The organism is Actinosynnema pretiosum (genome assembly GCF_002354875.1).
Lineage (GTDB): Bacteria > Actinomycetota > Actinomycetes > Mycobacteriales > Pseudonocardiaceae > Actinosynnema > Actinosynnema auranticum.
In genome coordinates this window covers 3,960,628-3,977,031 of the sequence record NZ_CP023445.1, presented here as the reverse complement: position 1 = coordinate 3,977,031, position 16,404 = coordinate 3,960,628, and the positions used below count along the sequence as shown (strand labels likewise).

The following is a 16,404-nucleotide window of genomic DNA, read 5'->3' as shown; positions in this document are numbered from 1 at the left end:
GGCACGCCGATCCGGCTCCAGGGCGGTGGCGCTTGCGGGGACGGCCATGGCGACCGGGGTGGCGCTGAGGAGCCCGCGGAGCAGGTCGCGCGGTGGACCGGCACCCGGTCGCCGCCGCAGTGGCGGCGGCCGGGTGGGCGGGTCGAGTCCGGCTCAATCCGGGGGGCGCAGGGGCGGTGCGGGGAAGTGCCTGCCCCGCGGGGGTTTTCGCTGTGCGGTGGCGCGGGGTCGCCGCCCCGGTCGGCTTCGACGGCTTGCCGCAGGCCCTCGGGGTCGTGGTCGCCGATCCGGCGCCCTCCGGCGTTGCCGTGGGACGGGCAGCCGAAGCAGGCGGATTTCACGCTGTCGCCGGAACGGCGTTCGGCGGGGGTGACGGGTGCGCCGGGCGCGATCGACGCCGGGGGTGAGCCGGGGGAAGGCGTCGCGCAGGTGGCGCGGGCCGGAGTCTCGGGCCCGGCCGGTCTCGTGTGCGCCTGCTGCGGCACGAGGGGGTCGAGCCCGGCAACGCGCTCCCGTTCCGCGTCGGGGCCGGGGTGCTGCGCGTGCTCGGCGGGTTGCCCTTCGTGGTGTTCCCGGCGTTGCGCGGGTGTGCCGGGTGGGCGGGTCGCGCCGCTGCCCGCCCACGGCGCCTGACGGGCCACCCGCACCGCCCGAAGGGGCAGCACCCGCCGCACTCAGGTCCACACCGGAGCACGTGTCCCCGGCGCCGGTCCCGGTGGGACTGTGGCGCCGGGGGTGGGGTGATGCCCGAACGGGAGAGCGTGGGCGCCGAGCGGCCCGTGGTGCCGCGTCGGCCGGAGCAGCGCGCGGCCACGCAGGCGCCGCCCCGGCCGCAGGCGCCCCGGTCCCCGGCGATGCTCGTCGGGCTCCAGCAGGCCGCGGGCAACAGGGCCGTCACGTCCGTGGTGGGGAGCGGCTCCAGCACGCGTGAGCAGGCGCCCGAGGTCGACCTCGCCGTGCTCGCCGCGCGGCCCGACCTCGCCGTCGTCGGGGACCGGGTGCGCGCGGCCGTCGCGGTGGAGCGGGCGGAGCTGGCCGGGGGTGCGGACGGGCTGCGCGGGCGGATCACCGGGAGCGCCGAGGCCCGCGTGGCGCGGGCGAACGCGCGCGCCGAGGGGGAGGTCGCGGGGGTCACCGCCTCCGTCGCGGCGCACCGGGCCGAGGTCGCCGCGCTGGTCGCCGCCGCGGCGGCGGGTGTCGTGGGCGCGACGTCCGACGGCGCGGTCCAGGCTCGGGGGGTGGGGGGCGCGTCGCGGGAGGACCTGCGGGCGCGGGTCGCGGCCTCCCGCGCGCGGGCCGTGGCGGCGGCCGACGAGCAGGCGCGGCTCGCGGTGAGCGGCGGGGACGCCGAGGCCGAGCGGGCGGTGAGCGCCTCGGGGCGGGCGCAGGAGCGCGTCAGCGAGGCGGCACGGCAGCGGATCGCCGCCCACCAAGGGGACGACAAGACGCGCGCGGCGGTGCGCGGGGCCGTCACGGGCGCCTGCCGCGAGGTCGTCGGCGGGATGCGGGAGCAGGCCGGGGAGGTCGCGGGCGAGGTCCGCGAGTCCTCGGGCGAGCTGGCCGCGTCGCTGCGGAAGGCGGGCGCCGCCCTCGCCCGCGACCTCGGGGACGGCACCGACGAGGTCGAGGGTGGCCTGGTGGACTCGACGGCCGCGGCCGTGGCGCGGATCGGCGAGCTGGGCAGCGGGCAGGGCGGCGCGCTGGAGGAGCTGCGGAAGCAGGCGGACAGCGCGCTCGACGGGCTGCGCGCCGCCTCGGTGGCGCGGATCCGGGCCGCGAACGCGCAGGTGGTCGAGGCGCTGCGGGTGGGGGCAGCACGTGCCGCGGAGGGGGTGGACGCGGCCGAGCGGGCCGCCTCGACGCAGCTCGCGGACGGGGGCGCGACCGCCGTGGGCGCGCTCGCCGGAGCGCCCGAGGGCGTCGCGCCCGAGGCGCTGGACGAGTTCGGGCGGCAGGTCGGCGACCGGTTGCGCGCCTCGCGGGTGGACGCGGTGGAGCGGCTGACCGGGTCGGTGGACCGGGTCGACGCAGAGCAGGGGGCGCTGGTCTCCCGGTTCGGGGACGCGCTGGACCAGGAGCGCGCGCAGGTCGACGAGCGGGCCGCGCAGGTGGAGGACAGCGTGGCGCAGGCGGTCCAGCGGGCGGACAGCGCGACGCGGCAGGTGGTCGGCACGGCGGTGGACGGCCTGCGCGACGAGCACGGGCAGGTCGTCGGGAAGCACGTCGCGGGCCTGGACGAGCAGGTGGACTCCGCCGCGCGCACGTGGGTGGGGCAGCGCGAGGACACCGCCGCCGAGCTGGCGGCCGAGGTCGACGGGAAGCTGCGCGAGCACGACGCGGTCGCGGCGAAGTCGCCCGGTGAGTTCGGGAAGGTCGCCGAGCAGGCGGACGAGGAGGCCAACGCCTCGCTGCTCTCCCGGATCGGCTCCGGCGTCTGGAGCGCCGTCACGAAGTTCGCCGAGGGGTTGCTGGTGCTGCTCGCCGTGGCGGCGGTGGTGTTCGTCGTGCTGGTGGCGTTGAAGCTGGTCGCGCTGAGCGTGGCGGGCGCGCTCGTGGCGCTGGCCGTGGCCGGGGTGCTGCTGCTGGTGTACTCGCTGATCACCGGGTTCATCGACCGCTGGAGGGCGTACCGGGCCACGTGGGGCGACCAGCCCTGGTACGTCGACGTCGGCGCGGCACTGGGGGTCCTCGTGCTGTCGGTGGGCGGCGCGGTGGGGCTCACGCAGCTCGTCGAGGGCGCCGCGGGCGTGGACCTGGTGACGTGGAAGGGGTTGGGCGTCGAGGAGCGCTCGGAGCGGGTTACCGAGGGCGTGCTGATCATCGCGACGATCCTGCTGCTGCGCGGGCTGTCGAAGCGGGGTGGCGGGGTGGCCGAGGGGCCTGCCGCCGAGCCGCCGCGGGGTGGGGCGCCCCGGACCGCGGAGCCGCCGGGCGAGGCGCCGCCGGTGGAGGTCCCCAGGAGCTCCGCGCCCGAGCCGAGCCGGACGCCCGAGGTCCCCGAGCGTCCCGTCGAGCCCGTCCCGGCGCCGGTCGTCGACCCGTACGCCGCGCTGGGCGTGAGGTTCGGGCTGTCGCCGGACGTCGTCGCGGTGCTGCGCGACGCGGGCTCGGACGTGGTCGTCGCGGAGCGGCTGCTGAGCCGGGGCGTCGACCCCGAGCGCGTGGCGCTGGCCTCCGCCTACCGGGGGCCGACCGGGTTGGCGCTGCTGGACGTGCTGACCGAGGCCGGGATTCCCGAGGGCGCGGCGTGGCAGTTCGTCGACGGCGCGGTCCCGATGGGGCGGGCGGGCGAGGTGGAGGCGTTCGCGCGGAGCGGGGCGCTGGAGCGGCTGCTCGACGCGGGTCTGGACGCCGAGCGGATCGTGCTGCTGGTCGACGACCTCGGCGCGCGCGGCGTGGAGGTCGTCGACGCGCTGGTCCGCGGCGGGGTGCAGGCGAAGGTGGCCGTCGACGTGGCGAACCTGGCCAGGGCGGTGGGCGCGGCCGACGAGGTGCACCGGCTGACCACCAGCGGGAACCTGGAGAACCCGGCGTCGCTGCGGGCGTTCCTCCAGGACATCCGGGCCGAGCTGGCGAACAGGCCGCCCGCGCGCGGGAAGCTGACCACGTTGCAGGACATCGCCGACCGGTCCACCAGGGGCCGGGTGGCGCTGGAGTGGTCCACCGAGGCCAGGACCGCCGACGGCAGGCGGAGCGGGGCGGACATCATCGACCACGGGACGCGCGAGGCCGTCCAGCAGAAGGTCGTGACGGGCAAGGGGGCGCAGGCCGTCGTCGACAACCTCGCCAAGGCGTGCGCCCAGCTGACCGGCAAGACCGGCGAGCACCCGCCCGCGGGCTACCTGAGGGTGGCCGACGTCCGGATCACCACCGAGGTCAACCCGCTGTTCCCGCTGGAGCGCGCGACGCTGCTGGACGCGCTCCGGGAGAACGGGGTCGATGCGAGGATGGTGGTCGGCGCGGACCAGGTGCGCGTCGGCAACGGCACCGGGACCCACGTGTTCCAGGCGAACGAGTTCTGACCGGGGACGACTCTGACCGGGGACGGCATGGACAACCTGTGGATCACCAGCGGTGACCAGCTCGTGCGGTGGACCGCCCGGCTCGGCGGGGTCGAGGACCCCGAGCGGCTGCTGGAGTGGCTGCTGACCGTGGTCGGGGCGGGTGAGCGGCACCGGGTGCACGAGGTGCTGGCGGCGCCCGCGTCCGGGTTCGACGCGGGGCGGGACGGGGCGCTGGCCGACGTGCTCGCGCGCCGGTTCGCCGAGGGCGGGACGGTCGACCTCGGGCACTTCGGGTCGTCCGGGGTGGCCGAGGTGGACGGGGCGCGGTTGCGCGCGAGCGCGCTCGTGGCGCACGCCGACGCGCGGGGCGAGGTGGTCGAGGAGCCGGTGGAGGACCTGGGCGCGCTGCTGCGGGAGCTGCGCCCGGCGGACGCGGCGGACTCGCCGACGCGAGTGCTGGACTGCCCACCGCTGTGGATCACCGGCCCGCTGGTGGACCCGGCGCGACCACCGGCGGCGGGGGTGGTGGCGGTGCGGTTCGTGCTGCGCAGCGACATCTGGTTCCCGTGGGTGGTGGGGTTCCTGTCGGACGACTTCGACGGCGTGCCGCACCACGACAACCGACCGCTGGCGCGGCTGCACACGCCCCGGCTCAACGCGTTCCTGGGCGAGGTCAGGGAGGCGACCCTGGCGGCGGGCGGGGTGTGGGAGCTGGACGAGGAGATCCGGTTCACGCGGCCGGGGATCGTGCACGAGGGCGGCATCGACCTGGACGCGCCCAGGCCTGTCGGGTGACGGGTGGATGAGTGGCGCGCGGGTGGGTCGCGGGCGACCGGTCGCGGGCGGGCAGGGGGATTCGGTCGTTCGGGGAAGCCGCTGGTGCGGGACCTCCGAGCGGTCCTCAGGTCACCCGGCCAGCGACCGCACCCCGTGGTGCCGCTCCCAGTGCTCGCGCCCCTCCCGCAGGCAGTAGGCGAGGGCGCCCAGTGCCGCGACCCACCCGGAGACGCCCTCGGGCTGGCTGATCGTCCCGCCGGGCGTGGTCAGGTAGCCGACCAGGTAGGAGAAGCCGAGGTAGTGGAGCCCTAGCCAGGGCTGCGGGCCGCGTTCCATGATCCCCATGCAGGTGGCCGACGCCAGCAGCACCCCGACCAGCACCGCCACCTGGGCGGCGGTGTGGAGCGGGGCCGGGACGCCGCCGCGCTCGTTCGCCCAGTCCACCGCGAACGCGCCGCCGACCAGGGCGAGCGCGATCAGCGACGACGGCTGCCGCAGCGCGTCCACCGCGACCCAGCGCAGCGGCGCGGGGACCACCATCAGCAGCAGGAGCACCCCGCTGATCAGCCCCGGTCCCGCGAACACCATGAACAGCCCCTGCTGGGTCTGCTCGTCGAAGTCGAACTCCCCGGACAGCACCGCGCCCAGGAGCGGGACGACGAAGAACACCCCCTCGATCACGACGCCCTGCGTGAACTCCCGCGCCCGCCAGGAGAACGCCCGCGCGCCGCGCGGGATCTCGGGCGGCGGGGCAGGCTGCGCCAGTCCGGCCGCCACCAGCGGGGGCACCTCGGCGCGGCTGCGGAAGCGCCAGGAGAAGTGCAGTCCCACGACCAGCACCGCCAGCAGGGCGAGCAGCAGCGAGCCTGCGCCGCCGTCGCCCCAGCGCTGGGTCATCGGCTCGACGAGCGAGCCGAGCGCGAACACCCAGCCCACCGCGAGCACCACGAGGAGCACCCCGACGAGCGTGAGCGGCAGCGCGGGCGAGCGGCGGCGGGGGTAGCGCCCGGTCGCCACGGCCGTCGCGACGAACCGCCGGACCGCCTTGCCCCGCAGCAGGAACACCGCGCACGCCCCGATCCCGCAGCAGGCCGCGCAGGCGAGCAGCCACGTCCCGCCGCCGTCGAAACCGGAGCCGGGGCGCAGCGAGAACACGCGCGCGACCCACTCGGAGAACACCCCGCCCGCCACGAGCGCGACGAAGCCCATGACCACGACCAACCAGCGTTGAGCCCTCTCGTCCACGCCGACTCCCCTCCCCGCGACCGCACCGGTTCCCGGTAGTCGTGGCGTCGGGACGGGGCGTTTCCCCGCGGACCGCAGAACTGCGGCGGTGGAGGGGAATCGTTACGGGAGAACGGGACGGCCCGGACCTGGTGACCGCGCTGGACGATCCCGCGCACCGGGGGCTGTCCGCGCCCGAGCTCCTGGCGCCGCTCCCGGACGGGGCACGCCACCCGGTCCTGGCCGTCGCCGACCTTCGAGGACTACCCGCGCTCCGCGGACGACGCCGGGGTCCACCGCTCAGGTGGCCCATCGGAGCTGCGACCCCGCGGGTGATCTCGCTCGGCGCGCAGGTGTCCAGGAGCAGGAGCACGGTGAAAACCCGCTTCGCCCCTGACCGGCTGTTCACCTCGCCGCAGGCGCTACCCGTCCGCGTGGTCGTCGCCGAGTCCCGATTCGTGCGCCCGCGTGACGCGACACCCGGATTCGACCGGGCCAGGAGGGCGAGGGACTGCAAGGGGCGAAGAAGGGCTGAACGAGGTGGCTCGTCGACTGCGGGAGCGGCGAGCGCGGGCGGCGTTCCCGGTGCGGGAGTGCCGCCCGCGCTCGGCGGGGAATCGTGGGTCAGAGGACGTCGACGAAGACCTTGGAGACGGTGACGTCGTCGATGATGTCGATGTCGAGGTTGTTGAGCGCGTCGACCAGGGCCTGCTTGAAGACGAGGTTGTCCTGGACGGTGTTGTGGTTGAGGACGTCCTTGATGGTGGTCTGGAGCAGGGTCAGCTCGTTGCCGGAGAGGACGTGGTTGTTGCTGAGCACGTCGCCGAAGGTCAGCACGGAGTCGGGCAGGTCGATGGGGACCTGGACGGTGGTGTTGATGGTGCAGGTGACCACGTTGACCAGGCCGGTCGGGTCGGAGTTGACGCACGAGGCGCTGGGCGGCGGGGTCGGGGTGGTGGCCTGCGCGGTGGCGTTGGCGCCGAGCGCGGGGAGCAGGGCGAACGCGAGGGCGGCGGTGCCGGTGGCGATGCGCTTGATCACGAGGACTCCTGGTTCTGATCACTTCTCCGTGGTCGCCGGAGTTGGCGTTGGACAAACGCAACCACGTCGTTGAAAAGAAAGCGAATGACCTTTTCCGGAACCGCACCGGAACATAATGGTAATTTACTCCGATTGCCAGGGAAGAACGATTCACCTTCGAGTTTGCATCATGCGAACTATGCAACCGAATTGCTCGACAGCTTTTTTAAACTGCACCGAACAGGTGTCCACGACCGCCCCCGACGATCGTCGCGATGTCCGATATGCGCGTTCTTCCGAGGTTTGAAAGCGGATCACGGCGTCGGCGCGCCACCCGACCCGCCGCGCATTCGCCCGCCCGTTGCGGGTGCGCGCGGACAAACATGGGCAAACGAGTGAAGTTGGGGATCGAACCCTGAAAAAGAAAAATAGTGTGACCCAGATCACTCTCATCGGGTGGGTGGTCGGGCGCTCCGCAGGCTCGGCGCTTACTCGCACGGCCTGTCGACACCGGCGACCCGGACGCCGCGCAGTCGGGGCGGGCAGTCCGAGCGCAGTTCCTCCTCGACCGGCCGGGAGCCGCCGTGAACGCACCGCCTGGCTCAGCCGTGGCGCCCGGTTCGCCGGAGTGCCGTGAGCCGGGGGCGCGTGCGGCGGGCGTCTACGCCTCCGGGCCGGAACCGGTCGGGCTGCTGCGGACCGGGGGGACCACGACGCCGCGCTCGCGCTGCTGGCCGAGCGGCGGCTCCTGGCCTGCCACCGGGTCGGTGGGCCGTGGTGGGCGGTCAACACGCCCGCCGACCTGGAGCGGGCCGTGCGCGAGGTGGGCGGGGCCCCGAGCGGTGGTGTGGCGTAACGGGTGGGGAGCGGCTGTGCGGATCGCGGCACTGGCGGGTGGCACGGGTGGCGCGCGGTTCCTGCTGGGGGTGCGCGCACCTGGCGGCCTCGGCACCCGGATCGCGGTTGACCGTCGTCGCCAACAACGGTGACGACAGCACCGTGCACGGCCTGCGCGTGTGCCCGGACCTGGACACGGTCATGTACACCCCGGGCGGTGGGGTGCCACGCACGTCGTGCGCACCCGACTCCTGCGCGAGGGCCACGCCCTGAGCGAGGTCACCCGGCGGTTGTGCGCGCGGTGGCTGCCCGAACCAGCCGGGGGGCGGCCCGTCGTCCGGCTCCTGCCCTCCACCGACGACCCCGTCGAGACCCTGGTGACCGTCGACGGCCCCGGTGGCGAGCGGACCTTGCACTGCCGCGCTGCGCGCCACGGCCGCGCCGGTGGTCGGGATCTCCCCGGTCGACGGGGACGCGCCGGTGCGCGGGTTCGCGCACAAGTTGCTCCCGGCGGTGGGCGCGCGGACGTCGGCGGCGGTGGAACGGGTGCGGGGACCGGGAATCGCCTGCCGGGCGGTCCCGCTGCTGATGACCGGCCTCGACCGGACCCGCGCGATGGCCGCGCGGGCGCTGGAGCCGGCGGACTTCCTCGGTCGGTGACGGTGGGGGCGGCGCGGACGGGGGTCAGCCCCGCTTCCCGCGCCTGGGCGAGGTCGACCAGCGCAGCGCGGCGCCGAGCAGGCTGAGGAGCAGGGCGCCCGCCAGGAGCAGGGGCAGCGGGCCGGGACCGGTGGCGGCCAAGGGATCGCGGGTCGGGAGCGGGTCGCGGGTGGGCGGGGTCGCCGGGGGTGGGGTGGGTGCGGGGGCGCCGCCGAGGGGGAGTTCGGCTTGGACGGGTTCTGCGGACAGGACGTCCAGGACCGCCTCGTCCGACGAGACGCCGGTGACCGGGTCGACGCCGGAGCACGAGTAGCGGCCGTACGGGAGCTGGTCCAGGGCGAACGAGCCGTCCGCGCCCGCGCCCACGGGCATCTCCACGTCGTCGGCCGTGCCGGGGACGTCGTCGAGGCCCGCCCAGCGGCAGGTCACCTCGGCGCCCGCGATCGGGGCCTGGGTGTCGCGGTTGAAGACCGTGCCGCCCAGGGCGCCCTTGCCGATGCCCGCGAAGTCCGCGCGGGCCGGGGCGGTTCCGGTCGCGGTGACCTGGACGGACCAGTCGGCGCGGCCGTCGCTGTCCGAGGTGTACGAGAAGCCCGCGGTCGACGGGATGGTCGCCGAGACGGTGTAGGAGCCCGGTGGCACGGCCTCGAAGCGGTAGGAGCCGTCGGAGGCGGTTGTCGCGTACGCGTCCTCCGCTGCGGCGCGGACCGTCCCGGTGCCGGACAGGGTCACGCGGACTCCGGGGAGGGGCCACTCCTTGCCGTTGAGCGCGCCGTCCAGGTCGCGGTCGAACCAGACGAGGCCGGAGACGGTGGAGATCGGGCCTTGGGGAGCGGTTGTCGTTGTTGTTGTGGCCGTGGTGGGAGGTGTGGTGGTGACCGGCGTTGTCACGACCGGGGTGGTGGTGACGGGGGTGGTGGTGACCGGAGTGGTGGTCGGTTGGGTGGTGGTCGTCGTCGGTTGAGTCGTGGTGGTGGTCGGCTCGGTGGTTGTGGTGGTGGGGGCGGTCGTGGTCACCGTCGTCGTGGTGGCGGTGGTCGTCGTGGTCGTGGGTGGGGCGGTCAGGGTGGTGCTGGTGCTCGCCCCGGCGGTCACCGGGGCTCCGGTGGGCGACGTGGCCGTGGCGGTGCCCTCGCTGTCCCAGCGGCCCGCGTTCACGTCCTCCTGCGTCACGGTGTGCGTCCCGGTGCAGGTGACGACGGCGTCCGGGAGCGCGGTCGTGGTGTCGCACGTCAGCGCCGTGCCGCCCGCCAGGGTCACGCCCACCTGCGCCAGGCCGGTGTTCCCGGTGTTGGTGGCCCGGTAGGTCACCGCGATCACCCCGCCGTCCAGCTCCGCCGACGCGGTCAGGGTGATCGCGGGCGCGCGGGTGAGCGGCGCCTCCGAGTCGGCTCCGCCGGTGATCGGCGTCGGGCCGCCGGGCGGTGCGGCGGTGACGTCCAGGCGGCGCACCGCCTTCCCGGCGTCCACCTCGGACTGGGTCAGCGCGTCGGTCAGGGAGCAGCGGGTGCTCGCGCCCTGCGCCAGGTCGGCGCTCTCGCAGGTCGCGCCCGCCGAGGGGGTGAGGGCCGAGAGCGCGGCGCCGCCGCTGTTGAGGACGGTCCAGGACCACTCGACGCGGTCGCCCGCGCGCGGAACCGCGGCGGTCGTGGGCGGGATCGGGGTCACCGTGACGGCCGCGACGGGCGCGGGTTCGGCGACCAGCAGGTCGACGCCGCCCTCCACCGCCAGGCCCGACACCGGGTCGGCGATCCGGTAGGTGAAGGTGTCGCCGCCGAGGAAACCGGTGGTCGGGGTGTAGGTCAGCGCCGCGCCGTCCTGCACCACCTCGCCCCGCTCCGCCGGGCTCAGCACGGCCGCGGTGCAACCGGGGCAGGTGGCCAGGGGCAGGGGCACCGGGGTGGCCGCGTCGCGGGGGACGGCCACCTGGACGCGGTCGGGGGTGACCAGGACGCGGACGGTCGAGGAGGTGGTTCGGGAGCCGTTCGAGGCGGTGTAGCCGAAGACCGCGAGGCCGGAGAAGCCGTCCGGGGGGAGCCAGGTGACCGTGGTTCCGCCGAACGACGGGGCGCCGTGGTCGGCCGGGGTCACCGAGACGACCGCGCAGCCGGGGCAGTCGTCGTTGGCCAGGACGTCCAGCGCGGTCAGCGGTTGGCCGAAGGGGATCGCGGCGGCGTCGGGGCGGGCGTCGGAGACCTCCGCGCGCAGCACGGCCGAGGTGGTCAGGCCGGTTGCCGGGTCGGTGGCGGTGTAGGGGATCAGGGCGGTGCCGGACCAGCCGGGGGCGGGGGTGATCCGGATGCCGCCGGGCTCCCCGGTCGCGCCCACCTCCCCCGTGATCGGGCCGAGTGCGAGGGAGCACGCGGCGCAGTCGTCGTTGGACAGCACGTCGACCAGCAGCGGCGCGCCCACCCCGGTGGAGGCGGTGTCGTCGCGGGCCACCGGGGACACGGTCACCGCCACGGCGGCGCTCGCCAGCGCGCCGGTCGTGGGGTCGGTCGCGGTGTAGCGGAAGGTGTCGACGCCGCTGAAGCCCGGCGCGGCGCGGTAGACCGCGCGACCGCGCACGTCCACGGCCACCGAGCCGTGCGCGGGGTCTGCGGCGATCGTGACCGCGCAGCCCGCGCAGGTGTCGTTGGTCAGGACCGGCACGGTGGCGGGGGCGTCGGCCCTGGTGGTCGCGGTGTCGTCGGACAGGGTCGGGGCGGCGGTCACGTCGACGGTGATGGCGCCGGTGAGGCTCGCGCCGCCGCCGTCCACCGCCGCGTAGGTCAGGACGGTCGTCCCGGTGCCGGACGGGGTGAAGGTGACCACGTCGGTGGTGTGGGCCGCCGAGCCGGGGCCGGTGGTGGTCACGGCGGTCAGGGCGCAGTTGGCGCACACGTCGTTGAGCAGCGGCAGCACGTCCACCGGGACGCCGTCGACGGTGGTGGCGGTGTCGTCCACGGCGCGCGGGGCGACGGTGACGGTGACCCGCGCGGTGGTGGTGGCCGCGCCCTGGGTGAGGGTGTAGGTGAAGGTGGCTCGGCCGGAGAAGCCGGAGGTCGGGGTGTAGCGGACGCCCTGGCCGTCGAGCTCGGCCGTGCCGGAGGTGGGGGTGTCCACCGAGGTCAGGGTGCAGTCCGCGCAGGGGTCGTTGGCGCGCACGGGCACGGTGGTCGGCGTGCCGCTGGCGGTGGTGGCGGTGTCGTCGGCCGCGCCGCGCACGGTCAGGCGCACCGAGGCGTCGGCGCTCGCGGAGCCGGAGACCGAGCTGGTGACGCGGTAGCCTGCGGTGAACTCGCCGATCGCGGCGCCGGGCGAGTAGGTGAACGTGCCGTCCGGGGCCAGGGTGAACGTGCCCGAGGTGGGGGCGGTGACGAGGGTGCGGGTGCAGGTGGCCGGGCAGTTGTCGTTCGCCGCGACGTCGCCGGTGGTGGTGGTCCCGAGCAGGGTCGTGGCGGCGTCGTCGCGCGCGGACGGGCCGACGACGACGGTCACCGCGCCGTTCACCCGCAGGCCGGTGGCGGGGTCGCGGACCACGTAGCCGTAGCTGTCGGTCCCGGCGAAGCCCGCCGCCGGGGTGTAGGTGGAGGCCCCGGTGGCGGGGTCGACCGCGATCGAGCCGTGGGCGGGCGGGGTTCCCGGCAGGTACGTGCAGCCGGGGCAGGAGCCGCCGGCCGGGAGGGGCGCGGTGGCGGCCAGGCCGTAGGTGGTGCGCAGGGTGGTGGCGGGCGGGGCGATCAGGACGGTGACCGGGGTGGTGACGCTGCCCGAGCTGCCGGTGATGCCGTAGGTGAAGCCGTCCAGGCCCCACAGGCCCGTGGTCGGGGTGTAGGTGACCACGACCGTGCCGCCGCTGGAGTAGGTGACGGCGCCGCGCGCGGCCGGGGTGCCCGCCTGGGGTTTGCAGCCGCCGGTGCAGCCGGGGTCGTTGGACTGGACCGGGACGACCACGGGGGTGTTCGCGGTGGTGGTGGCGTAGTCGGGGGCCAGGTCGGCGACGGTGATGCGGGCGGTGCCGGTGGACCAGCCGCCCGCGCTGTCGGTGGCGCGGTAGGTGAACGAGTCCTGGCCGGTGTAGCCGGCGGTGGGGGTGTAGGTGAACGTGCCCGAGGCGGTGAAGGAGAGCGTGCCGTGGGTGGGGGCGGTGAGCAGGGCCGCCGCGCAGGAGGAGCAGGCGTCGTTGGCCAGGACGCTGGAGCCGGTGAGCGCGGTGCCGCGGCCGGTGCTGTAGAGGTCCTGCCTGGTCGCGGGGGTGACGGTGATGGTGACCTGGGCGGTGGAGGAGGCCCGGCCGTCGCCAGCGGTGTAGGTGAACGTGCGGGTGCCGGAGGTTCCGGGGGCCGGGGTGAAGGTGGTGGTGCCGTCGGGGTTGAGCACGGCCGTGCCGCTGTCGGGGGCGCCGACGGAGGTGACCGCCAGGGGGAGGCCGGAGGCGTTGGTGTCGTTGGCGAGCACGTCGAGCGTGACGGGGACGCCCGCGGTGGTGGTGGCGGTGTCCGGGGTCAGGGCGAGGGCGGAGGAGCCCAGGACGGTGACGGTGGCCTCGGCGGGGGTGCTGGTGAGCAGGTCGGGGGTGGCGTCGAGGGTGGCGGTGCCGTAGCGGGCGGTGGCGAAGTCGCGGCGCGGGCCGGGGGTGGGGCCGTGCAGGAGGGAGTAGGTGAGGGTGGTCGAGCCCGCGGCGGGGACGCGGATCGGGCCGGGGAAGGTCAGGGCGCCGCCGGAGACCACCGGGTCGGGGGTGGGGCGGCCGTCGAGCTCGGCGCTGCCGGGGGTGTAGGTGGTGTCGCTCGGGAGGGTGTCGGTGAGCTGGTCGACGGCGCCGGGGGTTTGGGCGGTGTTGGTGACGCGCAGTGCGTAGGTGGCGGTGCCGCCGCCCGCGTTCAGGATCGCGTCACTCGGTGAGGTGACGGACTTGGTGAGCGTGAGCGGGGCCTGGGCGGAGACCTGGGGCAGCTCGCCGACCGCCGCCGTGCCCGCGTCGGTGTGCTTGACCTGGGTTCCGCTGGCGATGTACTGGATCGGCTGCACGCGGGCGCGCGCGGTGGTGGGGCCGGTGGCGCGGAAGGTGTAGCGGGCGGTGTACGGGCGGTCGGGGCCGCTCGCGCCGGACAGGAACAGGCCGTTGGTGTAGGTGGTCGGGGGCGCGGAGCCGTCCGGGGAGATCAGCAGCTCGGTGCGCTCCAGCCGCCAGGCGGCGGCCGGGAAGTCGGGCAGGGCGTTGGGGGTGTAGGAGAGCACGCCGGGGTCGTTGGCCGGGCCCGCGCCGAGGGTGCCGGTGCGGCCGGTGACGGTGACCGTGACGGCGTCGCCGAGGGCGGCCTGGGCGGGGACGTCCGAGGTGACCGAGTCGACCTTGTTGGCCAGGGCCTTGATGGTGTCGACGACGTCGGCGTGGGTGAAGGTGCGGGAGCACACCGCCGCGCCCGCGCCGGGCGGGCCGTCCAGGAGGGTGACGGTGTGGGTCTGCGGGGCGGGGGTCGGGCCGGTGGCGGTGAGCAGGAAGAAGCGGGCAGCGCCCGCGCCGACCAGGTCGGGCAGCGGTTGGGCGGAGGGTTGGCCGGAGGCGAGCGCGAGGGCCCCGCCGGTGAAGCCGCCCAGCTCCAGCCACAGGCCCGAGCGGGCGGTGGGGGCGGTGACGCGGTAGCCGGCGTACCCGGAGAGCAGGCGGGCGGTGGCGGCGGCGTCGACGTGGAAGTGGCTGTCCTGGAGGGCGACGACCGAGGGCGTGCCGGACTCGCCGCAGCGGGGCGCCGCGTCGGCCAGCGCGACCGGCGGGCCGGACCACACCACCGAGGACACCCCGAGGGCGCAGGCCGCCACCGCACCGACGAACCGCCGCAGCCGACCACGCAGCATCCGACCTCCTCCACCGCGCTCCCCCGCCTGACCGGGGCTCCCCGACCACTATTGGCACCGGGGGCGGCGCTCACCCGTGCGCGGGGCGAAGAGGCACCGATCAGGTGGTGGGTGGGCGGTCCCAGGCGGGGGTTGGGCGCCGGTCCGGCGGGCGGCTCGGCCTCAGGCGGGCACGGGTGCGGGTGCGGGTGCGGATCAGGCCTGCCCGGCGCGCCGCGCACCCTCCGCGGCGGAGGAGCCGAGGTCGGACTTGGGCAGCGCTCGCCCCGCGCCGACGGCGTCGACCCAGGTCCCGGTGTCGGCGACGGCGGCGAAGTTCGAGTGGAGCAGCGCCATCAGCGTGCTGTGGACGGTCCTGGCGTCTGCGCAGCCCGCGTCGTTGGCGATGTGGATCGCGCCGGTGGCGTCGGAGAGCACCTCGGCGGCCAAGCCGTGGACCTCGGCCTCGGCGGCGGAGGCGAGCACGCAGTTGTTGGTCATGTAGCCGACGAGGGTGACGGTGTCGACCCCGCGCTCCCGCAACCAGGCGAGCAGGTCGGTGCCCGCGAAGACGGTGCCGTGCCGCTTGGTGATCGACTTCCAGCCGTCCGCGCGCCTGCGCTCCACCTCGGGGTGCAGCAGGAAGCCAGGCCGGGTCGGGTCGAACACGGGCGAGCCCTCCCCCGCCGCGTGCTGGACCACGGCGACGGGGACGCCCGCGGCGGTGGCCGCGTCGATCGCCCGCGCGATCCGGGGCAGCGACTCGGCGTGCGGCGGGTGCTGGATCTCCAGCGGGCCGCCGAAGTACTCCTGCTGCACGTCGACGACGACCAGGGCGCGGTGGGGGGCGGTCATGACCGGTGGGCTCCTCGTGGTGGGGAAGCCGCCCCGGTGGGCGGCACGTCGAGCATGGAGCCCTGGACCCGCCCGCACCATTGGCACGGGTGCGTGCTTACGATGGATTCGTGCCAACCACCGGGGACGCCCTGCGCATCGCCGTCCACGCCTTCGACGGGGTCACGATGTTCCACCTCGCCGTGCCGCAGCTCGTCTTCGACGAGGTCAGGCGGCAGGGGCTGGGCGACTGGACGACGGTCCTGTTCGCCGACCGGGCCGGGTCGGTCCGCACCGCCGAGGGCTACCCGATCGGCGAGGTGCGCGGCCCGTCGGCGGCCGAGGAGGCGGACGTCGTGGTCGTCCCCTCCTGGTACGAGGACGGCCGCGCCGCGGGCCCGGTGCTGCGCCGGGCACTGGCCAAGGCCCACGGGCGCGGCGCCACGATCGCCGGGCTGTGCCTGGGCGCGATCGCCGTCGCGGACGCGGGCCTGCTGTCCCGGCGCACCGCCGTGACGCACTGGCAGGCCGTCGACGTGCTCGCCGCGCGCCACCGCGACGTCGACGTGGACGCCTCGGTGCTGTACGTCGACCACGGGGACGTGCTGACCTCGGCGGGCACCGCCTCGGCGCTCGACGCCTGCCTGCACCTGGTGCGCGGCAGGCTCGGGGCCGCCGCGGCCAACCGGGTCGCCCGCAGCCTGGTGGTGGCGCCGCACCGCGAGGGCGGGCAGGCGCAGTACGTCGAGCGCCCGCTGCCCGCGCGGGCGGTGGACGACCCGATCGCCGTCGTGCTGGAGTGGGCGCTGCGGCACCTGGCGGAACCGCTGCCGGTCGAGCGGCTGGCCCAGGTCGCGCACCTGAGCAGGCGCACCTTCATCCGGGCGTTCCAGACCGCCACCGGCGAGACCCCGGCGGTGTGGGTCAGGCGGCAGCGCCTGGACGAGGCCCGCAGGCTGCTGGAGTCCACGGACCTGCCGATCGACCAGGTCGCCGCGAGCTGCGGTTTCGGCAGCGCGGTCACCCTGCGGCAGCGGTTCGCCGCGGCCTTCGCCACCTCGCCGTCGGAGTACCGCCGCCGCTTCGACGCCCGTCCCCCGGACGGCGCGGGCCTTCGTCGCCGGCGTCCTGCCGCGCGGTGATCTCAGGGCAGGCGGTGCGTCACGACGCCGCGCGCCTCGGTGCAGCCTGCTGGTCGGGGTGCGCGGGCTGACGCCGGGCAAGGCCT

Annotated in this window: 8 protein-coding genes; 4 read left to right on the top strand and 4 right to left on the bottom strand. The window is 75.7% G+C overall.

Annotated features, from left to right (window positions below; all coding sequences use genetic code 11):
* The first annotated feature begins 743 nt into the window (after positions 1-743).
* On the top strand, positions 744-4,022 hold the full coding sequence (locus tag CNX65_RS17020; protein WP_096494242.1) for a coiled-coil domain-containing protein: 3,279 nt from the start codon (positions 744-746) through the stop codon (positions 4,020-4,022).
* A gap of 27 nt (positions 4,023-4,049) precedes the next feature.
* Positions 4,050-4,799 carry a hypothetical protein gene (locus CNX65_RS17015; protein WP_096494240.1) on the top strand — a complete coding sequence of 250 codons (750 nt, stop codon included), beginning with the start codon at positions 4,050-4,052 and terminating at the stop codon, positions 4,797-4,799.
* Positions 4,800-4,910: 111 nt separating this feature from the next.
* Here the strand turns inward: CNX65_RS17015 and CNX65_RS17010 are convergent, their stop codons facing one another.
* A complete protein-coding gene (locus CNX65_RS17010) occupies positions 4,911-6,026 on the bottom strand; it encodes a hypothetical protein (protein WP_157767691.1) in 1,116 nt (371 codons plus the stop codon).
* Positions 6,027-6,629: 603 nt separating this feature from the next.
* Positions 6,630-7,046 (bottom strand): hypothetical protein, encoded by a 417-nt coding sequence (locus CNX65_RS17005; protein ID WP_096494236.1) that lies wholly within the window; start codon positions 7,044-7,046, stop codon positions 6,630-6,632.
* Positions 7,047-8,258: 1,212 nt separating this feature from the next.
* On the opposite strand from CNX65_RS17005, the gene CNX65_RS38355 reads away from it, so the two are divergent.
* Positions 8,259-8,522, top strand: a complete 264-nt coding sequence (locus tag CNX65_RS38355; RefSeq protein WP_408608529.1) for a CofD/YvcK family protein — start codon at positions 8,259-8,261, stop codon at positions 8,520-8,522.
* A gap of 24 nt (positions 8,523-8,546) precedes the next feature.
* On the opposite strand, the gene CNX65_RS37865 is transcribed toward CNX65_RS38355, so the two are convergent.
* Both CNX65_RS37865 and CNX65_RS16990 read right to left on the bottom strand, forming a co-directional pair.
* Positions 8,547-14,363 (bottom strand): Ig-like domain-containing protein, encoded by a 5,817-nt coding sequence (locus CNX65_RS37865; protein WP_096494234.1) that lies wholly within the window; start codon positions 14,361-14,363, stop codon positions 8,547-8,549.
* A gap of 195 nt (positions 14,364-14,558) precedes the next feature.
* The gene (locus CNX65_RS16990) at positions 14,559-15,197 is read right to left on the bottom strand and encodes an isochorismatase family protein (RefSeq protein ID WP_096494232.1); all 639 of its coding nucleotides are present in this window, start codon (positions 15,195-15,197) and stop codon (positions 14,559-14,561) included.
* 110 nt (positions 15,198-15,307) lie between these two features.
* Between CNX65_RS16990 and CNX65_RS16985 the strand changes: the two genes are divergently transcribed.
* Complete coding sequence (locus CNX65_RS16985; RefSeq protein WP_232519873.1) at positions 15,308-16,318, top strand: GlxA family transcriptional regulator; 1,011 nt, start codon at positions 15,308-15,310, stop codon at positions 16,316-16,318.
* Positions 16,319-16,404 lie beyond the last annotated feature (86 nt).